The sequence below is a fragment of the Spongiactinospora rosea genome, from assembly GCF_003315795.1.
Classification (GTDB): Bacteria; Actinomycetota; Actinomycetes; order Streptosporangiales; family Streptosporangiaceae; genus Spongiactinospora; species Spongiactinospora rosea.
In genome coordinates this window covers 36,863-58,452 of record NZ_QMEY01000012.1, presented here as the reverse complement: position 1 = coordinate 58,452, position 21,590 = coordinate 36,863, and the positions used below count along the sequence as shown (strand labels likewise).

At 70.9% G+C, this 21,590-nt stretch carries 14 protein-coding genes; 6 read left to right on the top strand and 8 right to left on the bottom strand.

The window, feature by feature from the left end; translation table 11 throughout:
- The first annotated feature begins 17 nt into the window (after window positions 1–17).
- The 3 genes from DP939_RS25220 to DP939_RS25210 all read left to right on the top strand — a co-directional run bounded on the left by DP939_RS25220 (window position 18) and on the right by DP939_RS25210 (window position 2,544).
- Window positions 18–281 (top strand): DNA-binding protein, encoded by a 264-nt coding sequence (locus tag DP939_RS25220; protein ID WP_225878483.1) that lies wholly within the window; start codon window positions 18–20, stop codon window positions 279–281.
- A 338-nt stretch (window positions 282–619) separates the two neighbouring features.
- On the top strand, window positions 620–2,146 hold the full coding sequence (locus DP939_RS25215) for a tyrosine-type recombinase/integrase (protein WP_113983258.1): 1,527 nt from the start codon (window positions 620–622) through the stop codon (window positions 2,144–2,146).
- The gene (locus DP939_RS25210; protein ID WP_147268128.1) at window positions 2,143–2,544 is read left to right on the top strand and encodes a hypothetical protein; all 402 of its coding nucleotides are present in this window, start codon (window positions 2,143–2,145) and stop codon (window positions 2,542–2,544) included. The genes DP939_RS25215 and DP939_RS25210 overlap by 4 nt, the downstream gene beginning before the upstream one ends.
- Window positions 2,545–2,783: 239 nt before the next feature.
- Here DP939_RS25210 and DP939_RS25205 read toward each other — a convergent pair whose 3' ends face one another.
- Window positions 2,784–6,008, bottom strand: a complete 3,225-nt coding sequence (locus tag DP939_RS25205) for a hypothetical protein (RefSeq protein ID WP_147268127.1) — start codon at window positions 6,006–6,008, stop codon at window positions 2,784–2,786.
- 432 nt (window positions 6,009–6,440) lie between these two features.
- On the opposite strand from DP939_RS25205, the gene DP939_RS25200 reads away from it, so the two are divergent.
- Window positions 6,441–7,469: a LysR family transcriptional regulator gene (locus tag DP939_RS25200; protein ID WP_158578686.1), complete on the top strand. Its 1,029-nt coding sequence runs from the start codon at window positions 6,441–6,443 to the stop codon at window positions 7,467–7,469.
- Between the two features lie 14 nt (window positions 7,470–7,483).
- A complete protein-coding gene (locus tag DP939_RS25195; RefSeq protein WP_113983254.1) occupies window positions 7,484–8,614 on the top strand; it encodes an ICP22 family protein in 1,131 nt (376 codons plus the stop codon).
- 187 nt (window positions 8,615–8,801) lie between these two features.
- On the opposite strand, the gene DP939_RS25190 is transcribed toward DP939_RS25195, so the two are convergent.
- The 6 genes from DP939_RS25190 to DP939_RS46305 form a co-directional block, all read right to left on the bottom strand.
- Complete coding sequence (locus DP939_RS25190; protein WP_113983253.1) at window positions 8,802–9,323, bottom strand: helix-turn-helix domain-containing protein; 522 nt, start codon at window positions 9,321–9,323, stop codon at window positions 8,802–8,804.
- An 84-nt stretch (window positions 9,324–9,407) separates the two neighbouring features.
- Window positions 9,408–10,661 carry a hypothetical protein gene (locus DP939_RS25185; protein ID WP_147268126.1) on the bottom strand — a complete coding sequence of 418 codons (1,254 nt, stop codon included), beginning with the start codon at window positions 10,659–10,661 and terminating at the stop codon, window positions 9,408–9,410.
- 738 nt (window positions 10,662–11,399) lie between these two features.
- Entirely contained in the window at window positions 11,400–13,463 is a 2,064-nt protein-coding gene (locus DP939_RS25180; protein WP_113983251.1) for a vWA domain-containing protein, read from the bottom strand.
- Between the two features lie 89 nt (window positions 13,464–13,552).
- The gene (locus DP939_RS25175; protein WP_113983250.1) at window positions 13,553–14,743 is read right to left on the bottom strand and encodes an AAA family ATPase; all 1,191 of its coding nucleotides are present in this window, start codon (window positions 14,741–14,743) and stop codon (window positions 13,553–13,555) included.
- An 857-nt stretch (window positions 14,744–15,600) separates the two neighbouring features.
- Complete coding sequence (locus DP939_RS25170) at window positions 15,601–18,690, bottom strand: LysM peptidoglycan-binding domain-containing protein (RefSeq protein ID WP_113983249.1); 3,090 nt, start codon at window positions 18,688–18,690, stop codon at window positions 15,601–15,603.
- Window positions 18,691–18,878: 188 nt separating this feature from the next.
- A complete protein-coding gene (locus tag DP939_RS46305) occupies window positions 18,879–19,304 on the bottom strand; it encodes an ATP-binding protein (protein WP_158578685.1) in 426 nt (141 codons plus the stop codon).
- Window positions 19,305–19,649: 345 nt separating this feature from the next.
- On the opposite strand from DP939_RS46305, the gene DP939_RS25160 reads away from it, so the two are divergent.
- The gene (locus tag DP939_RS25160; protein ID WP_113983247.1) at window positions 19,650–20,573 is read left to right on the top strand and encodes a phosphotransferase family protein; all 924 of its coding nucleotides are present in this window, start codon (window positions 19,650–19,652) and stop codon (window positions 20,571–20,573) included.
- Between the two features lie 235 nt (window positions 20,574–20,808).
- On the opposite strand, the gene DP939_RS25155 is transcribed toward DP939_RS25160, so the two are convergent.
- Window positions 20,809–21,303, bottom strand: coding sequence for an AAA family ATPase (locus tag DP939_RS25155; RefSeq protein WP_113983246.1), 495 nt, complete (start codon window positions 21,301–21,303; stop codon window positions 20,809–20,811).
- Window positions 21,304–21,590 lie beyond the last annotated feature (287 nt).

Genomic DNA, 21,590 nt, shown 5'->3' with positions numbered 1-21,590 from the left:
GGTCACCGGTGGCCTCGATGAGCATCGCCGAGGTCTGCCAATTGCCCGTGGTGGTGGACCTGCCCACCGCCGGGCGCGCGCTGGGGCTGGGCCGTACCATCAGCTACCAGCTCGCCCGTCGCGGCGAATTCCCCTGCCGGGTGCTGCGGGCCGGTACCGCCTATCGCGTCTGCACCGCAGATCTGCTGGCCCTGCTGGGACTCCCGCTGCCCTCTTCCCCGCCCGCGGAGGGCGAACGCGACACTCCGCCACCTGGACCTGTTGAGCGCCCACCCGGATGACCAGCCGGCCGTTGGCGGAAATCGGCGGGTTTCGACTGGCCCTCTGTCCCGCAGTCGAGCGTTCATGGCCCCGGCCCCGGATCGCCACCAGGGCTGGCTTGCGGGTCCTGCACCCGGTGGCCACCCCCGCGAGGGGCGGGATGACCACCGGGGTGCGCCGGCCCTGCCGTGCGATCCGTGGCCGCCGTGCAACGCCACTGAAGGAGGCCGGGCCGCGGTCAGCCCCGCGGATGGGCGTACCTGCACAGGCACCCGCGCTCCGGCCCTTCTCCCGGCGCCGCGCACGAGCGCACCCCCCGTACGCGCACTCAACTGATCACAGCAAGGGAGATGACGACATGGCCGATGGCCACACCTACAAACGCTGCACCTGCCGCAACGCGGCAGGCAAGCGCCTGGGCACCAACTGTCCCAAGATCAAGCGTGCCACCGGCGCCTGGAGCGCCGTGCATGGCCGCTGGTACTACCAGCTCGAGCTCCCGCCCATGTCCGACGGCACCAGGCGCAACCCGCTGCGCCGCGGCGGATTCGACTCCAAGACCGACGCCGAGGACGAGATGGGCAAGGCCCGGGAACTGCTGGCCATCCCCGCGCCCGACGACGATTCGGCCCGACAGGCCATGACCGACTTGATCACCGCCACCATCCGGGAGACCCGTGCACTGCCGGACGTCGAGACGGTGCGGCGCAAGGTCCGCACCGGCCAGGACCTGGCCCGGCGGATGTTGGTCGGCGAGTGGCTGGCCGAGTTCCTCAAACGCAAGAAAGGGCTCGCGCCGAACACCTGGCGCAGCTACGAAAGCCACATCCGGTTGTACTTCACCCCCTATCTGGGGCAGATCCCGCTGGATCGGCTGCGCCCGGGTCACATCGCGGACATGTTCGAGGCGATCGAAGAGACCAACGAGATCATCCGTGAGGCCCGCGCCAGCGGTGAACTGCGGGCGAAAGTGAAAGGGCAGCGAATCTCCGGTCCGTCCTCGCAGCGGCGATATCTGGCCACGCTGCGGCACGCGCTCAACATCGTCATGAAGCACGAACGGCTGATCGACTTCAACCCGGCCGCCGCTATCGAACTCCCGTCCGGTGACCGACCGAAACCGCTGGTCTGGACCGACGAGCGCGTCAAAGCCTGGACCACGGCGCACCAGGAACGGGTCGCAGCAGAGCGGGAACGGCGCGGCGGCAAGCGGATCGACGTCATCGGTGTGTATGTGGCGGTACCGCGCCCGTCGCCGGTGATGGTGTGGACCCCCGCTCAGACCAGCGCGTTTCTCGCCTATGCACACACCCACCACCGGCTCTTTGCGCTTTACCGGCTGATCGCGCTGCGCGGCCTGCGCCGCGGGGAGGCGTGCGGCCTGCGCTGGAGCGAACTCGACCGCACCACCGCAACGCTTGGGGTGAACTGGCAGATCACCCAGCTCGGCTGGGAAACCGCACAGGCGGCACCGAAGACTCAGGCCAGTGACCGGACCGTCGCCCTGGACGCCGAGACCATGGCCATGCTGCACGGCCACCTCCTCCGCCAGCGCAAGGAGCGCCTGGCCGCCGGGCCGGATTGGCAGGAGTCGGGGTTCATTTTCACCACTGAGGCCGGGGCACCGCTGCATCCGGCGTTCGTGACCAAGCAGTTCCACTGGCTGACCCATCAGGCCGGGTTGCCGCCGATCCGATTGCACGACCTGCGGCATGGGGCGGCCTCGCTGATGCTGGCCGCCGGGGTGGAGATGAAGGTGGTGGCCGAAACGCTCGGTCACACCTCCACGACATTCACCCGGGACACCTACACCGCCGTCTTCCCGCAGGTGGCGGCTGCCGCTGCCGAGTCCACGGCTGCGTTGCTGCCCAAGGCGAGCCGATGACGGGCAGGGACGGGGTCATTCGAGCGGTGCGCGGAGTGCTGCTGTCCGGGGCGAACATCATCGACGCCGGTTTCGGCCGGCTCACCATGGAATTCCTGCAAGCGGAGGCCGGCACGTGCTGCGCCGTCCACGGCCTGCCCACCGGCGAAGCGACGCCGATAGCGCGCGAGGCGGCGTTCCACCTGGCGTGCGCCTTGGGTACCCCGCCGCGTGACCCGGACGACCCGCTGACCGACGCCGCGATCGACATTCTGTCCGGCTACCCGTATGCCGCCCAGGTCTGGCTCATGCGCGCCGCGGTCCGGCGACTGCCACCTCTTCGTGACCATTGGCCCGCCTGCTTGCCGCCCAGGTACCACCGTTTCCGGCGCTATCGGCCCGGCGACGCCCGCCAATAGCCCATACAGCCCTCACCCGCATAGGCCGGGTCGAGAGCGCCGGACCTGTGCTGAGCGCCGTGACCGTCGCCTGTATCTGCGGTTGCGGCGCTCGCGTCACGTGCTTTCCCGCGTTCCGCCGCCGACAGGGTGTGCGCCACCTCTCAAAGGCTAGGAGCGTCGCGCTCTCCGTGGTTTGGTGCCGCTGGTTATCGCTGCGGGGCCGTACTCCACGGCACCCTGCCTTACCGCGCCCGAGATCACGGACGGGTTCCCGGTCGCTCCAGGTCCTCCCACCCCCAGGCGGGAGCAGCGCTTTTATCGGGTTCCCGCCCGAATCTGAACCGCTTCCGGTGATCGCCGATGTCGAGGAACTCGGCGAATAGCCCCGCGGCAGGAAGCCGCTCGGCCAGGGCGACCTGGTCTTCGGCCCCGGCCATCCGTACCTCGTCCAGTAGGCGGGCCACCGCACTTGGGTTGTCGGGGGTGGCGTGTGCGGCGGCGCGTTTGGCCAGCGTGGTGACTTGGTCTTCGGCTCGGGCCTCCCGCAACCCTTCCAGTAGGCGGGCCACCGCGCCTGGGTTGTCGAGGGGGGCGTGTGCGGCGGCGCGCCTGGCCAGGACGGTGACTTGGTCTTCGGCTCCGACCTCCCGCAGCTCTTCCAATAGGCGGGCCACCATGTACGGGTTGTCGAGGGCGACGTGCGCGGCGGGATTACGATCGAGCAGCGTGGTGACCTGGTCTTCGGCCCCGGACTCCCGCAGCCTACTGAGCAGGTGGGCCACCGGGAACGGGTTGTCGAGGGCGACATGCGTAGCGGCGCGTTTGGCCAGCGTGGTGAATTGGTCTTCGGCTCCGGCCTCCCGTAACCGGCCGAGCAGGTGGGCCACCGCGCCCGGGTCGTGGAGGGCGACATGCGTAGCGGCGCGTTTGGCCAGCGTGGTGAATTGGTCTTCGGCTCCGGCCTCCCGCAGCTCTTCCAGTAGGTGGGCCACCATGTACGGGTTGTCGAGGGTGGCGTGCGCGGCGGGATTACGATTGAGCAGCGTGGTGACCTGGTCTTCGGCTCCGGCCATCCGTACCCCGTCCAGGAGGCGAGCCACTGCGCCTGGGTTGTCGAGGGGGGCGTGTGCGGCGGCGCGTTTGGCCAGCGTGGTGAATTGGTCTTCGGCTCCGGCCTCCCGCAGCCTGCTGATCAGGTAGGCCACCCCGTCCGAGTCGTGGAGGGGGGCGTGTGCGGCGGCGCGTTTGGCCAGCGTGGTGACTTGGTCTTCGGCTCCGGCTTCCCGTAACCGGCCGAGCAGGTGGGCCACCGCGTCCGGGTCGTGGAGGGCGACATGCGTAGCGGCGCGTTTGGCCAGCGTGGTGACTTGGTCTTCGGCTCCGGCCTCCCGCAGCCTGCTGATCAGGTAGGCCATCATGTACGGGTCATTGAGGATGGCGTGCGCGGCGGGATTACGATCGAGCAGCGTGGTGACCTGGTCTTCGGCTCCGGCTTCCCGTAACCGGCCGAGCAGGTGGGCCACCGCGTCCGGGTTGTCGAGGGTGGCGTGCGCGGCGGGATTACGATCGAGCAGCGTGGTGACCTGGTCTTCGGCTCCGGCTTCCCGTAACCGGCCGAGCAGGTGGGCCACTGCGCCTGGGTTGTCGAGGGTGGCGTGTGCGGCGGCGCGTTTGGCCAGCGTGGTGACTTGGTCTTCGGCTCCGGCCTCCCGCAGCTCTTCCAGTAGGTGGGCCACCATGTACGGGTTGTCGAGGGTGGCGTGCGCGGCGGGATTACGATCGAGCAGTGTGGTGACCTGGTCTTCGGCTCCGGCTTCCCGTAACCGGCCGAGCAGGTGGGCCACCGCGTCCGGGTTGTCGAGGGCGACATGCGCGGCGGCCCAGGCAGCGGGGCGATAATCGCCGGGGTGCAGGGGGCGCAGGTGCTCGACGAGGGCGACCGCGGCAACAGAGTCGCCGTGGGCGGTGGCGTGTTTGAACAGCCGGGAGGCGGCGAGATAGAGGCCGCGTGCCCAGGCCGCGTCGCCGAGTGTTGTCAGGTCAGCGGGGTGGGCATGGGCGTCGGCTGCGTCCCAGAACTCGAGCGGGGGAATCTGGCCGACGCGATAGCGGCGGCCGTGCTGGTCGAGATAGTCGGCCAGCCGGTACAACGGCCCGCTCTTCGCCCGGGGTGCGCCGCCGCCCCCGAGGTCGGTGCGCAGGTCGCGGCTGGTGCGTGGTTTGACGCAGGTGAGGATGCCCGGAATGCCGTTGCACGGAGTGGCAACGTAGTCCAGGGCGCGTTGCAGCCACGCCTCGCCCTGGCCAGTCTGGTCCCATTCCGCGTCGGTTAGGTAACCGGGAGCGGCCTGGGCCAGCCACGCCAAGGGCAGGTGCGGCCCGGCGCCCAGGCGGCGGGCGTCCATCGCGGCGTCGATCACCGCGCGGGTCGGGGGCGGTGCGTGTGCGTAGCGGTCCAGCAGGACCGGCACCCCAGCCAGGTACTGGGTGATCCGGCCGTCTACGGCGTGGCCGGCGGCCTGGTTCAGGCGGGGATCGGTGGCGGCGCGTTCGGCCAGCTCGGTCAGATCATCACCGGTGAACGCCTCCGGTACCGCGATGTCATGGCCGTCCAGCAGCTCTCGGGCCTGGGCATGGAGGTCAGGCCCGGCGGCGGGGCGGGCGGTCAGAGCGTCCCACTCGCCGGGCCACAAGGTGGCCAGCACCAGCACCGGCCCCCTGCGCTCATCGCGCAGCAGTTCGCGCAGCCCGGCGGCGACCTGCTCGCCGACCGTGTCGGGCCGCAGGTAGAACTGGGCCTCGTTCAGCCAGACGACCGTATACGGCGCGATGCCGTGCAAGTCGGCGAGGGCGGCCTCGGGGCGGGTCGGATCGATCGGATGCCAGACCCGCCACGGCAACTCCCGACCCCGAAGCGGGGCCAGGGCCTCCCAGCAGGCGCGGGTCTTACCGGTCGATGACCCACCGACAAGTACCGCGATGCCGCTGGCCCCGGCGGCGGCCCGCGCTACTACCTCGCCCAGCGCCCGGTCATGTGCGCGCGGTACATACACCGGCAGCGGCGGCGCATCAGGGAGGGGGGAGTCGATGGCGTGGTGCACCTCCAGGCCGAAGTGGAACGGGTCGCGCACCTGCTCCAATGGCCAGCCCGGCTCTGGTCGTTCCGGTTCCGCTGATCCTTGAGCGGCCGGAGCGGGCCCAGCGCCGCTCGGCGGTGGAGCGCGGCGTAGCGTGATGATCGCCACCCATAGTGCGGCCAGGCCGGAGCCGCCGCCGAGCACGCCGAACAGCTGGTCCAGGCTGCTCAGCGTCGGATCATCGGGGCCGGGCGGGTAGATGAGGAACCACACCAGCCCGCCCAGCGCCACCTCCACGACCACGAGCCCGGCCAGCACGCGCAGCACGCGCAGCACCCGCCAGCGGGTACTCGCGCGGCGCAACGCGCGCCCGTTCTCCGGGCTGGGGGCGGATGACAACGGCACCTTCCCAGCCTGCTACGACACCGGCCGGTCCGCTGGTGACCATACCGGGCTGCAATGCACCCGTGACACCTGAAGCAGGCACCGCCCAGGACACGCGAGACCCTGGGTAAAAGAGAAGCAGACACCACCGCCCCGCCTTGGGCATCGAGGCGAGGGCATCGCCCGGCCTTCCTTGACGCCTGCCATCGCGCCCGGCGGACGGGCGGTGATCTCGATGGGCGGAGGGTCGAGGGCAGCCCCGAGAGCACAAGCCGCACCATCATCCCGACATCGGCTGTTCAGGGGGCCATTCCAGGGCCTGGCCGAGATCTCAAATCCCAACTGACGCCGCCCTAGCCAGTGGTCCGTGCAATGGTTCGTGCAATCTCCGCCCGGTGCACTCGGCGACGTGAACCTCGACCGGCTCGCCCCTTTGCGATGAGGAGGGCATCGATGAACGCCAGCGATCACGCCCCGGACCTAGCCTCCTTGCGTGGTTTCCTCGCCTTGGCCCAGGAGTTGCATTTCACTCGAACGGCCCAGCAGCTCGGCATCTCCCGGGTCCGTCTGTCCCAGCTCATCCGGCGTCTGGAAAGCCAGGTCGGGACGCCGCTGTTCCGCCGGACCAGCCGTAGCGTCACCTTGACCGCGGCCGGGCATCGCCTGTGCGGCCTCATCACCTCGCCATATGAGCAGCTTCTGGCGGGCATCGAAGAGGTACGCACCGCCCCCAGCCGTATCACAGGCCGGATCCGCCTCGGTCTGGCTGAACCCGCCCTCGGTGAAGTGAGCGGCCCAGTTCTGCAGGCGATCGCCCACGAACACCCCGGCTGCACCATCGAGATCCACACCGGCCCCCTCGACAACGCCGCCGAGACCTCCCGGTCGCTGCGCGACGGGCTGGTAGACGCCCTCCTGGCCCGGCTACCGGTCGATGATCCCGACCTGGTCACCGGACCGGTCCTGGCCGCCGAACCCTGGAGCCTGGCCGTGGCCCGCTCCCACCGGCTCGCCCACCAGCCCACGGTCAGTGCGGCGGATCTCACCAAGCTACAAGATCGCCCCCTGCTGCATCTGCCCACCACCCACCCGGCCTGCCGCGCCACGTTCAGTGGCCCGTTCCCCGCCCCGCCCGGCCCGGCTGTGCGGGCCGGGAAGGCCGACACGGCGCACCACCGCCCGGGACGTCCCGTGGCCGGATTGCGGGACCTGCGCGCCCACGTGGCCGCCGGGCACGGCATCGCCATCTGCGTCCCTTCCTTGCACCGTCACTTCTTCGGAGCCGATGTGGTCTTCCCCACGGTGGTGGACCTGCCCGCGACCCAGGTCGCGCTCATCTGGCACCGCTCCGGCCCGGATGAGCGGGTGCTGGCTTTGGCCGAAGCCGTCACCGAGCACCGGCTCAGGCGCCGGGAAGAGACCAAGAAGCCCGGGGAAGCGAGGCGGACAGCGGGGCAGACCACGCCGGCGGAGGCGCGGTGAAACGCGACTGGATTTTGATCGTCACCGTCAGTCTGGTCGCGGCCTCGACCATCATCGCGTCCTTCACCGCCCAAGCCGGTCTCGGCTTCCTCGCCGGCTGGACCGCTTCCATCCGCATCGCCGACGCCGACCTCCATCTCGCCTGGCTGCTCCCGCTCACCGTCGACGCCTACGGGGTGGGAGCCACCCGGATCGCCACCAACCAACGCGCCTACTCCGCCCCAGTGCGCCGCCAAGCGTTCCGCCACGCCCTGGCGGCGGTGAGCGCCTCGGTCCTGGCCAACGCGGTGTACCACCTCATCGAGGCCGGCGTGCTGAGCCTGGGGCGCTCGACGTGGATCCTGGTGGTAGCGGTCAGCATCGTCCCGCCGGTCGCGCTGGGTGGCCTGGCCCATCTGCTCAGCATCGCCACTCGCGACCAGCAGCAGTCTCCGGTCGGCGCCATCATCCAGGCCGGGCAGGTCACCGACCCGGCTGCCTCACCCGCCCCGGCCGAGCCGGTCAACGCACCGCCAGGCACCACGGCCTCGGCCGGCTGGTCCACGCGCCATCCGATGGCCGGGCAGGGGGCGGCGACCGCGCCCGCCACACCGCCTGCGAGGTTCGCCCAGGACGGAGACCGGCCGGCGCATCTTCCCGACCCATCTGGCGTGAAAGGCGGAGTACCTGATCCCCGCGCCGATGTTCCTCACCCGCCGACACACCGCCCGGCCGCCCTCGCGGTGCGGTGGCCCCCACAGGGGCCGTCCGCGCGGCCCGCACCGGGCGGCGAAACAGCAGAGCCGCACCAGGATCGGCCCGATTCGGACCAGGAGGAACCGGCGCGGCGCGTGGCATCGGGGCGCGATGAGGTGGCATCACAGACGGCCGAGGCCGGAGATGCGTCCTGGCCAGAAGCCGGCCTGCCAGGACGGTCGCCTGAGACCTTTGGCGCAGATTTCGACGTATCCGGTGATAGGAAGGGCCTGCCCGAGGTCGAGGCGAACGCCCGCGCTCCGGATGACCTGCTTCACCATGCGGCCGGCCGATTCATCACCGAGGTGGCCACGGGAGAACTGCCCAGCATCCTGAAGGCCGAACTGGGCATCGGCCACGAGCGAGATCAAGCCGTCCGCGACTTCCTCGCCCGACGGGCGGGTCTTTAGCCGTGGTGTGGTGTCTGTGTTTGCGTCATCGATACCTGCTGGAGGGTTCGCGGGCCCTCTTCGAGGAACGGGGCGCAGGTAGGCAGAACGTTGGGCCTGTGCGTTGCAGTCGCGTGCCCGGGCTGCCCGATGACGTCCGGGGCGGGCGGGCAGCCCGGGGCGGTGGCGGATGCGTCCGCGGCGTTCGTCACGGGTCGTCGTGCCGCCGGGTACCCGGCCCGCTTCCGGAACTCGTGTCGGTTGCCGGAGCTCCCATGGGCGGGGAGGGATTGAGGTAGCGATACACCGCGCTGGGACTGACGCCCAGGTGAGCGGCAATGGCGGCCATCGTCCAGCCATCGGTTCTGAGCTTGACCGCTTGTTCGCGGCGGGCGGTGGCGCGGTGCCGCCGCTGGAAGCCGCCGTTCATGCCGATTTCCCGCGTAGCGGGGGGCCGGTAGGACTCGTCCGCGACGAGCTGCGGGATCAGCCCGACCCCGCGTGCGTAGGCGATCAGTGAGGCGAGGGTGAACGACAGTTGCTCGCTGCCGTACGGGGCGCGGCGGGCACGGGATTCCATGCCGGTGATCGCCCCCTTGGGGAGCTGGGCGAGGGCGGCCACCTGCCGGGCGGACAGCCGCAGGTCACGGCGGCGGGCTTCGCAGGCGAGGACCAGCCGCCGCTGGACTTCCAGGTCATCAGGGATCAGCGGGGCGCGTTTCCTGGTCACGGCGTTCGCTCTCCTTCAGATGCGTCGCATGCAGGGCGGGGGCGGGTGCCCGGCACGCCGACGTGCCGGGCATCCGCGATCAGGTCAGGAGGTGTGGTGGGCGAAGCGGCGGGGCCGGTCACAGACCTGGGCGGCCTGGCCGAGAGCCACCAGCCGGTCCAGCGCGACGGTGACCGCGCCGGAGGAGTGCCCGAGCGCCTTGCCGAGCTCGTAGGGGGTGAACTCGGCGTCGGGGTGAGCGGCCAGGTGCGTGGCGATCTTGGTCCGTAGTGTGCCGGGACGGCTGACGGCTCGGCCACGCGCCTGCGCGGCCTTATTGGCTAGTGCCGATTTGACGGCGCGGCGGATGCGGGCGGCGTCGGTGTATATCTGCTCGACCAGGTCGGTCAGACCGGCCTCGCCATCCTCGATCGTCCCGCGCGCCGCCGTCACGGCTTCGCTGGCGCGGGCGACCAGCTCGGCGAAGCGCCGCAGTTCCTGGTCGGCTTCGGCCAGTTCGTCGGCTGTGCCCTCCATTGTCGCTGTGGTCTCCTTGGGCGCCGCCTCCGCCTCGCCCGGGGCGGTAGGGGCGGGATCGGCCGCTTCCTGGGCAGCGTCGGCTTCGGCCACCGGCGACACCTGACCGATGTCGTGGTCCTCGGAGTCGGAGTTCGGCGTCGCGTCGGGTGTGAGGACGGCCGGTTCCCCGGAGGAGGAAGCGACGTCGGCGTCTTGCTGGGCGGTGGGGACCGCGCCTGCGGCGCGCTGGGCGTCGGCGTTCTCGGTGGCCTCGTGCGCGGGGGTCTCGGGGCGAGCCCCGGCCGCTACGGTTGTTCCGGCCTTCGGAACGTCGCCGGGGGCATCAGTCGTGCGGTCCTGCGGCTCGCCGGGACCGGCCGCCTTGGGCGGGCCGTCGCAGGCGGGTACGGACGGGGCCAGGTCGGTCTCCTGCGGTCCGATCCCCGCGTCGGCGGGGGCGGGGTCGCCATCGTCGATGCTGGTCTCGCCCTCAGCGGAGGCGTCGGCAGACGGGTTGGGGATGACCGGGAACCAGGTGTCGGCGGTGCGGGTGCCGGTCGTGTCGGGACGGGTGCGGCGGGCGCGGCCCTGGCGCTCCAGGTCGATGAGGGACTTGCGGGCGGTGGTCGCGGCAACGGCGGCGGTGCGGGCGATTTGGGCGGCGGTGGCCCCCTGGGGGGCGGCCACCAGCGCCGCCCAAATCGTGTCTGCGGCCCCCGCGCGGTTGTCGGCGGGCTGGGTGCCCGGGGCCGGGGGAGCGGGGGCGTCGGGGGGAATGTCGGCCGCCCCGGACGGGGTGGTCCCGCCCGCTCGGGTGGGTGTACGGGGTTTGCGGGCCATGTTTGTTAATCCTCTCGGAATGGTGAAATCCGGACTGCCGGGTCTACGGCGGAATCCGGGGGGTCCCGGCTCGGAGACGACCATCGCTCGATAATCAAGGACCTTCAAGCCCAGCTGGAAAGAAATAGTGTCACGGGAAGGGCTGGAGACGGTTACCGGCATAACCAGTGCTATTCTCCTGGCGGTATTTCCTCTCGCGAGAATGGCCGTGGGAGGAGAAGCGCGGTGCGGGAGAGGCGGTCCGGCGCTCGCAGCCGTCGGAGGGTGCGGTTGGCCCTCCGCGGTCAGCGCCCCTCGCAGAGGAAGTCGGGCACGAGCGCGCGTCTGCGAGTCAGGTGCATGACGTAGCGGTGGCCGCTGTGATCGCATTGCCGGCACCAGGCGTAGCCCTGCGTCGGCGCCTCGCGGGGAAATCGTATCCCTGCCCTTAATCGATGCGCTCATGAACTATCCCGCCATCACGGTCGTGGCGTATTGACGCGGGCAATACCGTCCGGCAAGCGTGCGGAATGCCTCGTATAATCCAGGGTGTGGGTCGGGCGTGACCTGGATCGGAGGCGGTCTACTCCATGTTTCACCGTCTCGATTGTCATTCCGCCGCTATCGTTCGCGTCGGATTTTCGTACTACATGCCCGCATGTGTGCTGTGGTCGGTGACGGTGCGCTGATGGGTCTGAGGATGTTTTCGGCCTCCGAGGCGGGGTGGCGCCAGCCACCCCGCCCCGGAGAGCGGGACGGTTAGAGATGTGTGAGGGCGCGGACGGCGGCCTTGCCGATCACGGTGGCCGCGTCCGTGGGATCGGACAGCACGGCTACCTCGCTCCCGGGGAGGGGACGGGTGTCGCCGAAGGCGAGCCACAAGATGCCGCATCCGGTCGCCTTGAGACGGGCGATGCGGCAGGTGCCACCGGAGATCTCCCCAGGGGCGACGAAGACACCGTCAGACACGACGACCAGCAGGCGGGCGGCACCAGGCTGGGACAGCCCGAGGGCAGCGTCAAGGGCGTCGACGGCGTCGCAGAACTCCTCGGTGCCATCGAGAGCGGGGAAGGTGGTCACCGAGGCGGGGGCGCGGCCGGGGCGGGTGATCACGCGAACGCGGTCGCCGAATATGACGGTCGCGCTGGTCGCCTCGGGTAGGTGGCCGGTTGCGCGGGCCAGGATCCAGGCGGCCGAGGCGATCGGGTCGGCGAGTGCGTACATGGATCCGGACACGTCGCACGCAATGCCCACGCGTAGCGGCGGTACGGGGGTGGGGCGGCGGTGGGTCTGGGTGAAGGGTTCGGCGGTGGGGACCGCGCCTGCGGCGCGCTGGGCGTCGGCGGCCAGGGCGGCGCGCATCCGCAACCGGCCGGGCGGGGCGGCCGAGGTGGTGGTCGTCGTGACGGGTTCGCGGTAGGTGGCGGCGCGCAGGTGCCGGGCGAGCTTTCGGGCGGCGGCCTGCTCGGTGGGGGTGGGCGGGCGCTCGCCTCCGATCGCGGTCTTTCCCACGCCGGACTTGGGCGCTCGGCCGCGCGGGTCGAAGACGCGCCGGGCGGTAGCGGCGGCGCGCTTGCGGTGTGCGCGCTCCACGTCACGCTTGGCGTCTCCGGGGAGCGGGATCGCGTCGTCGCCGGCGTCGGTGGCGGTGATCGCCTCCAGGGTGGCGCTGACGGCGGCGGGAACACCGCTCCCGTCGCTCGCGTCGTCGCCGGTGCCGGGGGCGGGCGGCGGCGGTTGGTCGGGGTCGACGCCGATCGTCTCGCACCAGCGGCGGCCGAGGTCGGTCATGGCCTTCGAGTCGTCGTCGGGCGTGGTGTGGGCGGCCTTCCAGATGGCGGCGAGCTTGTCGAGGGTGTCGGTGCCCAGGGTCGTGGTCACGGCGGTGGTGAGCGGGGCGGTTTCGTCGCGGTCGAGGATGCCGGTGTCGACGCGGGCCAGGATGAGCCCGGCGGCGTAGGCGGCCTGCCAGGGCGTCATCGGCTCCTTGTCAGCCGCAGGTGTCTTTTCCTCCGGGGGCGCTGCGGGCGGGGCGGGGGCCGGGCCGGAGGGGGGTGCCGTTGAAGGTGTGGGCGGTGAGGTGGGGCTCGGCGCAGGCTTGCTGGGCTCGGACGCGGCGGGCGATGCCGGGGTGGGCGTGCCGCCCGGTGAGGCGGGGGAGGCTCCGGTGCCGCCGGTGCCGCCGGTGCCGCTGCTGGTCGGGCTGTCGCCGTCGGGGGAGGCGGGTGGGGTGGTGCGGTACTCGGCCATAACGAGGTCGCTGATGCAGGCGCGGAGCCACCGCTGATCGCCAGGGCGGCGGCTGATCTGGGCGGCCTCGATGCGGGATTCCTCCAAAAGCGTGGCGGCAAGGTAGGCCGAGCTCGACGTGGAGGCACTCATGTGAGATGTCGTGTCCCGGTCGCCCGCGCCGTGCGCAGTTACGGAGACGCCGGGCGCGCCGGTGCCGGTGCCGGTCGTCGCCTCCTCACCTTCGGCGTCCGTGGGCTGATAGGTCCAGCGGCTGTGGCGGGCGTGCGCGGCCTCGTGGATGAGCGCGCCCCAAAGGGCGGGGTAGCGTTCCCGGTCCGAAGGGCGGCGCGGGTCGCAGGTGGCGGGATCGCAGCCGAGGTGGTCGCCGTCGATCTCGATGGCGGCCCTGGCGGGGATGAAACACGCCGGGGAGCCGTGGCCGTTGCCGGGGGCGCAGAACACGGTGAGGTCGTCGCGGCCGGCGAGGTCGGTGACCTCTTGGGTCAAGGCGGCCGAGAAGGTGAGCCAGGCGTCGGGAAGCATACGGGGGGCGGGTGCCTCGGGGTCGGGGATGATGTGGGCGGGGGACATGTCGGCCTCTCTGTGGTGATCGTCTTGCAGGGTTCGGGTGTACGTCTCGGTGCGAGGGGGCGGGGCGTGGGAGCCCCGCCCCATAGGGGCTAGAGCTGGCGGCCCAGGGCCAGGGGTGTGAGGCGGCGGCCGTGAACGGTGGCGACCACGCCGGCGACCAGGTCGCGATCCTCTTCGGGGGCGATGCCGATCAGGTTGGCCATCGCGGCGTCGGTCCCCAGAACATCGGCGATCTTCTGGAAGGCGATCAGTTCGCGGAGCTGGGGTGCCCAGCCGATGTCGCCGGACTCGACGCGTTTGGCGAGGTTGCGGGCGATCTTCGTGGCGCGGGGGTCGATCTTCAGGGTGCGGGCCAGGTCGTAGTCGCTGGACACATGGACCTGTGCGGAAAACCGTGAGGCGAGGGCCTGGGTGAGCACTGCGCCATGGACGCCGGGGTTGTGCCCGGCGATCACGTAGAAGCCGGGGGCGGCGGTGATGGTCTCGCCCTTGTGGGCTTTGACGGTGATCTGCCCGCGCCCGTCCATCGCCGGATAGACCACCGCGAGCACGCGGGGGGAGATCAGGGTGGCGTCGTCGATGAACAGGCATCGGCCCTCGGTCATCGCGGTGACCAGCGGCCCGTGGGCGAACTCGTACCCGCCGTCGGGGTTTTGGGTGTACTCGCCGATGAAATCGGCGACCGTGGTGTCGCCGTCCCCGGCGACCGTGATCAGGTCCGGATGGGCGGCCTCGACCAGGGAGGTCTTTCCGGTGCCGGGCGGGCCGTACAGCAGGACCGGGATGCCCGCCTCACGGAGTTTGCGCAGGGCGGTGACGTCGGGCAGGTCGGCGAGTTGCCGGGGGTGGTAGGGCCGCCCGTCGGGGCGGGCGACCACCGTTGTGCGCTCGCCTCGGGCGGGTGCGGGCGAAGGCGCGCCGGGCGACCTGGTGGGGGTCACGGCCGACGATCCGGCGGGGGTTCTGGAGGCGGGCGTGGTGGGGCGTGCCGGGGGCGGGCTCCCGGTCGCCAGGGTTGCGGCGGCTGCGGTGTTGCCGTTGGCGGCGTACCGGCGGGGGTGGGTGTCGGTCCGGGTGGCCTGGCCGTCTTCGACGAGGCGGTCCAGGGCGTTGCTGACCGCGCCCGCCGAACGGTCCAGTTCGCGGGCGACGTGCCCGGGAGTGTGGCTGCCAGAGTGGGCGTCGAGGTAGGCGGCGACCCGGCGGCGCAGTTCGCCTTGTCCAAGGCGGCCGGACCGTGGTGCGGGCGGGGGTGCGGGGGGCGGGGGGGATGTGGTCATGGCAGCACAACTCCAGGCGAGATCACAGGGTGTTGTTTCACGAGACGCAATCGTCGGAGAAAACTCACGGCCCCCGGGTGGGGTAATGGAAAGCTTTTCGGGAAGGCCCCGGATTAATTCTTGTGGCCGGTTCTCCGACTTTCCTGTTTTATGTTCTTCGCGTTTTCGTCTAATACGACACTAACTCTGCATGGGGCGGTAATTCAACCCGAATGACCAGCCCTATAGGGCTGAAGAGGCTAACCCGTCGGGCTGGCTGGCGTCGCCTGCCATTCCCGTGAAACCCGGCACCTCGTTCCGGTCATTCTAAAAAGTCCGGAAAATTGTAATTGCGCCGTTTGTTCGGGCGGATTCGACTCGCCCGCCCGCCGGGCGCCGCGCATTCTCTGCCGCCGTACCCCCAGGCCCCCGCCGGCCCCCGCACGGATCGCCGGCCGTCGCATCGTGCCGCCCGCGTGAGGCGCGTCCCGTTCTCGCCCGCGAGCGGGGGACTCGGCGGCGCCAGGAGTGGCCAACGCACAGGTGACCAGCGGGATCAACTGATTGCGGGGCCTGGAAAACCGTTTGTGAGCCGGTCACCCCTGAGACCGGTCCTTCCTTCAGCGGCCCGCCCCGCCCGCAGACCACGACATCGCTATCGTGCCCCTTTATGTCGGGAGGGAGACAGGAAGCCCCGCCACCCCTGTCTGCCTGGGCGGCAAGCCGGCCCAGGGGGTTCCCGTCTGGCAGGTAGCCCAATTGGCGGGGGCACAGGTAGGGCCCATGTCTCCTTCGGTGAGCTGGGCACGCCGCTTAGCGACCGCCTCGGGCCGGTCATTTCCCGGGGGTGTCTGCGACGCATGACCGGTCAGGACTGGTCATGGCTTATCGGAAGGCCGCTCATCCAGTAGCCGATGCAGCAGTGCCCGGCTGGACGGCGACGCGGAGCAGTCCAGTTCGGCCATCGCGGCGGTGAGCCGTTCGAAGGTGCGATGAACCGCTTCGGGCCGCCCGAGCATGGCCTGGAGCTTCATGACCTCGTTGAACAGGCTCTCATTGTAGGGGTCGACTTTCAGGGCGCGATCGAACCATTCCAGCGCTCTCTGGTATGGCGCCGTGGTGTGCGAAGGGGGAGTGCTGGCTGTTTTCTCGGTGTCTTTTCCCTGGCCGGTGACGCCGTGGCTTTCGGAGTAGTGGCGTGCCAGATCGCTGAAAATGTCGGCGGCCTGCCTCCGGGTCGCCTCGCGGGTGGTTTCGGCCCATTCTTCGATGCTGTCGGCGGCCAGATCACCGGTGTATAGGCTCGCCGCCTTTTCCAGCAGCCGGATCCGTTCCGGCTCGCTCTTTGCGTGTGCGGCGGTGGTGGCGATGTCGGTGAACGCCCACCAGTCGCAGCTGATGGTGGCCGGATCGAGCCGGTAATGGTCGCCGTGGTGGATGATGAACACCTCACGGGTGCGGGTCACCTTCCGCAGCGCGGTACGGCCTTTGTTGGCCGCGGTGTAGAGCAGCTGGATGTCATCGCCGGTCGGGTCGGCCGATGGCCACAGCGCGTCAAAGATGGCCGTCACGGACAGCCCGGCGGGGTGCAGGGCGAGCAGGGCAAGGAGGCGCCGGGTGTCGGTACGCAGCCCCGTGAGCACCTCTTGACCGTGCGCCAGTACCCGTGCCGTCCCGAACAAGCGCAGCTCCAGCGGCCGGTCGGCACGGGAGGCCGGCGATCCGGGGTCCTTGCGGGCCTCGGCCGATCGCTCATCGCGGGGGTGCGCGGGCATTTGCTCCTGTCCCTTGTGATGGGGCGCTTGGCTGGACTGGCCGGTGAGGGAGCTGGTGGCACGGGGGGATGCCGAGGGCACCACGGGGTGATCTGCCGGGGGCGTGGCGGGCTGAGCCGGCTGTTTCGCAGGGTGGTGCATCTCGGGCCCGTTGGAGCCGTCGTTGAGGTCCGGGCGGGGTTCGGCCGGACGCGCATGCGGCTTCTCCGGGCGGGAGTCCGCTGGCGATGCGGCGGCGCGCAGGGCGGCGAGCAGCGGCCCGGCGTGGTGGTGCGGCAGGTGGAACATCTGTGCCTCGCGCAGGGGCGAGCGGCGGCCCGCGCCGATGTCGTTGATGTAGGTGACGTCGGCCACGACGGCATCGGGGTCCACGGTGAGCGTGGCGGCGGCGGGCCAGGCGTCCAAGATGAGTGCGGCTATGTCGTAGCGCCTGCCGCGGGTCAGCAGGGCCTCCAGGCGCGCCCGCGCCGCCCCGTCCAAAGCGCCGAGGATGACCACCAGGGATGGCACGGGCAGGTGCGGATGCTTGCGGCGCAGGGTGACGATGTCGGCGGCGTCGTGGTCGGTGAGCAGCCGTAGCCGCCAGGCCGCCTCGACTTCCAGTGTGGCCAGGGCGTCCTCGACGGTCGCGGTGAAGGTCAATCCGGGCAGCTCGTCCGGTCGCACGGGGAGCGAGGCGTCGCCCAGCAGGTGCTCGGCCAAGCCGGTCGTGGTGATGATCGTGGTCTGCTCGTGAGGGTCGTCCAGCAACAGGCCCAGCAGCACCGCGCGGGCGATGTCACCGGCGGCGGGACCGACCAGTCCCATGCCATCGGCGAGGTCGACGCGCAGTTCTCCCTGCGGGGTGGCGGCCATGATGATCTGGGCTGGTGGGATGAGGACCGGCCGTGGCGCGCGGGCGCGCATCTGCTGCCGGTCGGCCTGCGGTGATGGAGGGGCGGTGCGGGCGCGAAAGCCCCGTTCCGTGGGCCCGTCGGGGCGGGGGGCGGGATCGGGTCCGGACGGCGTAGGGAGCCCCTGCCGGGGTCCCTGTGGGGGCCGCTGTCGGCCGCGTGTGGCGGGCCGGGCAGCGGGAACGGGGGCAGCGGTCTCGGGCGGTTCGGGCGGCCACACCCGCCGCTCGCCCGGGGCGGCGCGGCGCCCGGCCCCGCGCGGCGGAGCAGACGGGCGGGCCCGGGCGCGGCTGCGGGCGATGACCCACACGGCGGCTGCGGCGAAGGACACGCCGACCACGGCTCCGGCCGCCCAGTCTGCCACTCCGGGGCCTTTCCTTTGCTCTTCGTCTGAGCCGGTGTGGTCCTCGCCGGCCTCCGGGGCTGATGAGATCGATTCCTCCGGCGGGGTGGGCTGGCCGGGAACGGGTGCCGGGCTCGGCCAGAACGGCGATCGCACGCTCGGTGTCGTGCTCGGGCTTGGAGTGAGAGCGGGAATTAGCGGCGTCGGCGTGACGGGCGGTCGTTTCCCGTCGTGCTCGTGCTGCGTCTCATCGGGGCCTTGTTCGGGTTCTGCATCGGGTACCGCGGGGAGGCGGAGGATCCAGCCGGAATGGATCAGGTCCGGATCGCGGAACCTCACTCCGTCGGCCTGCTCATGGTGGGCGTTCACCTGCCAGATCTGCGGCCAGTGATACGGGGAACCGAGTTCGTCCTTGGCGATGTCCCACAAGGTGTCGCCTGGGCGGACCCGGTAGGTCCGTTCCTCCTCCTGGACCGTTGCGGCGGTCTGGGGGAGACGTTCGGCATGGCCGAGTGGAGCTGCCGCGGTGACGGCGGCCACCGGCCGGCCCGGGGGCGGCGCATTGCGGGTGGATGTGGCGGTGACGGCGATCAGGGTCAGCCCGAGCAGCAGGGGTCGCAGCGCTCGGCGGACCGGATTGCGGCCCCCCGCCCTCGGGTCGCGGTGGCGGATGCCATCGACGGCCTCGGCGGCGGTCTGATAGAGCAGGCTCACCCAGGCCGCCCACCCCGCGTACTTCAACACCCCGAGCAGCAGAGTGCCGTCATCGCGTGCCCACAGCACCCGGCGAACGTCCTCGACGGTCGGCCAGTCGGCAGGCACAGGCGGCCCGGCCATGATCCACAACGCTACGGGCAGCCCGCCCAGGACGGCCGCCAAAGCGGCGAGCGACCCGGCGAAGACGGCGGCGCGCCACGCCCACGACCGGCTCGTCAGCTGGCGGCGGTGGGTGCTCATGGCCGGTGGTTCTCCCTCGGCGACACTGGGACGGGGGCCGGTGTTCGCCCTCGCGCCCCACCCCGGAGGTGCGGGACGATTGGAGCCGGTGAAGCTACCGTCGTGCGGGTGTATTGCACGAACCGTTGCACCCTCCGCCGAGCGAGTGGGGGAAACGGGAGAGTGGAGCGGCTCGTCACCGGCTACCGTCAGGTGGCCGGGATGAGCGGGAGGGTGACGTAGACGCGCTTGCCCCAGCGGGTGTGCTCCCAGCCCCAGCCGCTGGCCAGGGCCTGGACGATGATCAGCCCGCGGCCCGACTCCCACGCCGCGCGGTCCCCGTCGTAGGTGCCTGAGGTAATGGGGTCGGGCAATCGGTGCGGCCGGGGCGGGACGGGGGAGGGGTCGTGGACCGTGACGCGGAGCCGGTCGGTCTCCCAGGCCAGTACCAGCCATACCACCCCTCCGGCGGGTGTGGCGTGGCGGGTGGCGTTGGTGACCAGTTCGCTGGTCACCAACGCCAGGCAGTACTCATCGACGGGCAGGCCCCAGCGCCTGGCGGTACGGCCGCTCAGGCGGCGCGCCCGGGAGGGGGCGTGGTCATCGGCAGCGAGGCGAAAGCGGCGGACGGCCAAGGGGAGGGGGTCTTCCCCTGGCGAAGGGAAGATGACTTCATTGGGCGGCGGCGTGGTTGTGGCGGCGTCGGCATGGCTATGAGGGTCGGATGTGGTCACGGCGGTACCCCGTTCAATGGCGGAACGTACGGGCCATCGGGCCCGGGCCCGAACACAAGGGGGTCGACCATGATCCGACTGGAGCGACGCGGTCAAGTCCACGCCCGTGTCCGCCATCCTCACGACCGGGGTCGCGTTGCTTCGGCCCCCTGGCCAGTGGCCGTTCGCTGGCGTGGCGGTGATCGTGAGCGTGCGTCGCGGGAAAGTCCGGTGCGTCGATGAACTGCCGGCCCCTACCATGCGCGGGTGGACCTTTCGCATCTCGGAGCGCCGGTCGGGCCGATGATCCGTGTCAACGGCGGGTTCGCCAACCGGATGTACCGGCTCGACACCGACCAAGGGTCGTTCGCGGTGAAGGAGTTGAACCTCCTCGACCGCCGCCGGCCCTATCGCGCGGAGGAGGTGTTCAGGTTCGAGCGGGCGGCGTTCGCCGCCGGCGTCCCGATGCCGGAGCCGATCTCGGCCGGTCACGGCACGCTCGTGCACCGGTGGGTGGAGGGGGAGAAGGTGCCCGAGGCGCCGGTGCCGGCGGCGTACGCGTTCGAGGTCGGGGAGATCCTCGCGCGGGTCCACGCGCTCGACGTCGCGTGGACCCGTGTGCCGATCGAGGAGCCGGTGTCACGGGACTGGCCTGAGCTCGCCGCGCGGGCGGCGGCGACCGGGCAGCCGTGGGCCGGTGAGCTCGCCTCTCGGGTCGAGACATTCCTGGCGATCGCCCACTTCGTGGACACCTGCGAACGACCGGGTCCCGTGGTGCTGACCCATGGAGACGTCCAGCCGTGGAACCTGCTCGCCCGGCAGGGCCGGCCGGTGGTGCTGGACTGGGAGCTGTCGGGGATGCTCGACCTGTCCGGTGAGCTCGGCTCGACCGCGCTGAGCCTCGCGAAGGGACCCGGCTTCGACGACATCGAGCCGGCCGTCTTCCGCTCGGTTCTCGACGGCTATGTCGCGGGGGGCGGGGCGCTGCCGCCGCCGGGTCCGGGCTGGTTCGTTTTCATGATCGGTGGCTGGCTGGGGCACACGCGGTGGAACATCCTGCGGTGCCTGGCCGGCGCGGAGACGGGTACCGGCCCTGACCTGGCGCTGTCGCAGGAGTCCGTGCGCGACGGCGTGCGCGGTCTGCCCGAGTTGTTCGGCCGGCTTGCGGAGTTTGAGGCGCTGCTCGCGTGATGGTGCTCGGTAGGCGGCGTAAGGCGCGCTTCGGGGCCTGCTCATCGAGGAGGCGGGTATAGATGCGTTTGACCGCATGCCGCTGACCTCCGTCCGCACCACTCCGTGGACGAACGACTTGAACGGATCCACCGTCGCACTCCGGGGCGGCAAGGGCCTGCGGCCACGGCGAGGCCACCGCCTTCACGACCGTCCGGCGACCGACCCCCGTAGTCACGTTCCACCGCCCGAGCCGTCATCCATGTCGGCGCGCAGGCGGTTCGTCGAAAAGGCCGAGCTCGTCATCGTCGGGAGTCTGGAAGAGCTTCGCGTACTCCTCAAGCGCCTCGCGGCTGACCGGGACCGCCCCCGGCTGCCTGTCCCGGTCGCGGGCTTCGAGGCGGTGGCGGAGCTCATCGATCGACGCGGCAAGGTAGTGCAGTTCGACGGGAACGGCGAGGGCACGCGCGCTCAAGCGCTTTTCATCGCGTTCGGCCTGCGTCCAGAAGCCGAACTCCAAGATCACGCTCTGGCCGAGCCTCAGCAGGTCCTGGGCATGCTTGGAGAACCGCCGCTCAAGCCGGTCGCGCGCTGGTTCGTCGAACGGGTCGATGCCCAGATCCGCCATCCATTCGTCCGGGCACAGCCGCACTGCGGGGATCTCCCGGGCCAGGCGCTTGGCCAGTGTCGTCTTTCCTGAGCCGGGCAGCCCGCACAGCAAGATCAGTTTGGGGCCGGGGTTCGCATTCATCGGGAGCCTCCACGGCGTCGCGGCAACGTCACTCCGGCATGCTCGCGCAACGGTCTTGGTCGGCGGAAATGGTTTCCCGTCTGGGCTAGCCCCCGGCAGGGTAGAGGTAGATCCGCTTCTGGACCGGTAAGCCGGCCGTGTCGATTGTTATGGGGCGTTCACGAGTGTGGTTGAGCAGGGGCGGCGATGCCTTAGCGAAGATCGCTTCCCAGGATGGTCGTGATCGTTGCCGTACGCCCCTAACGAGCCTACGCGCTGGGCCGGGGCGTGATCCGCGTCCTGCTCCG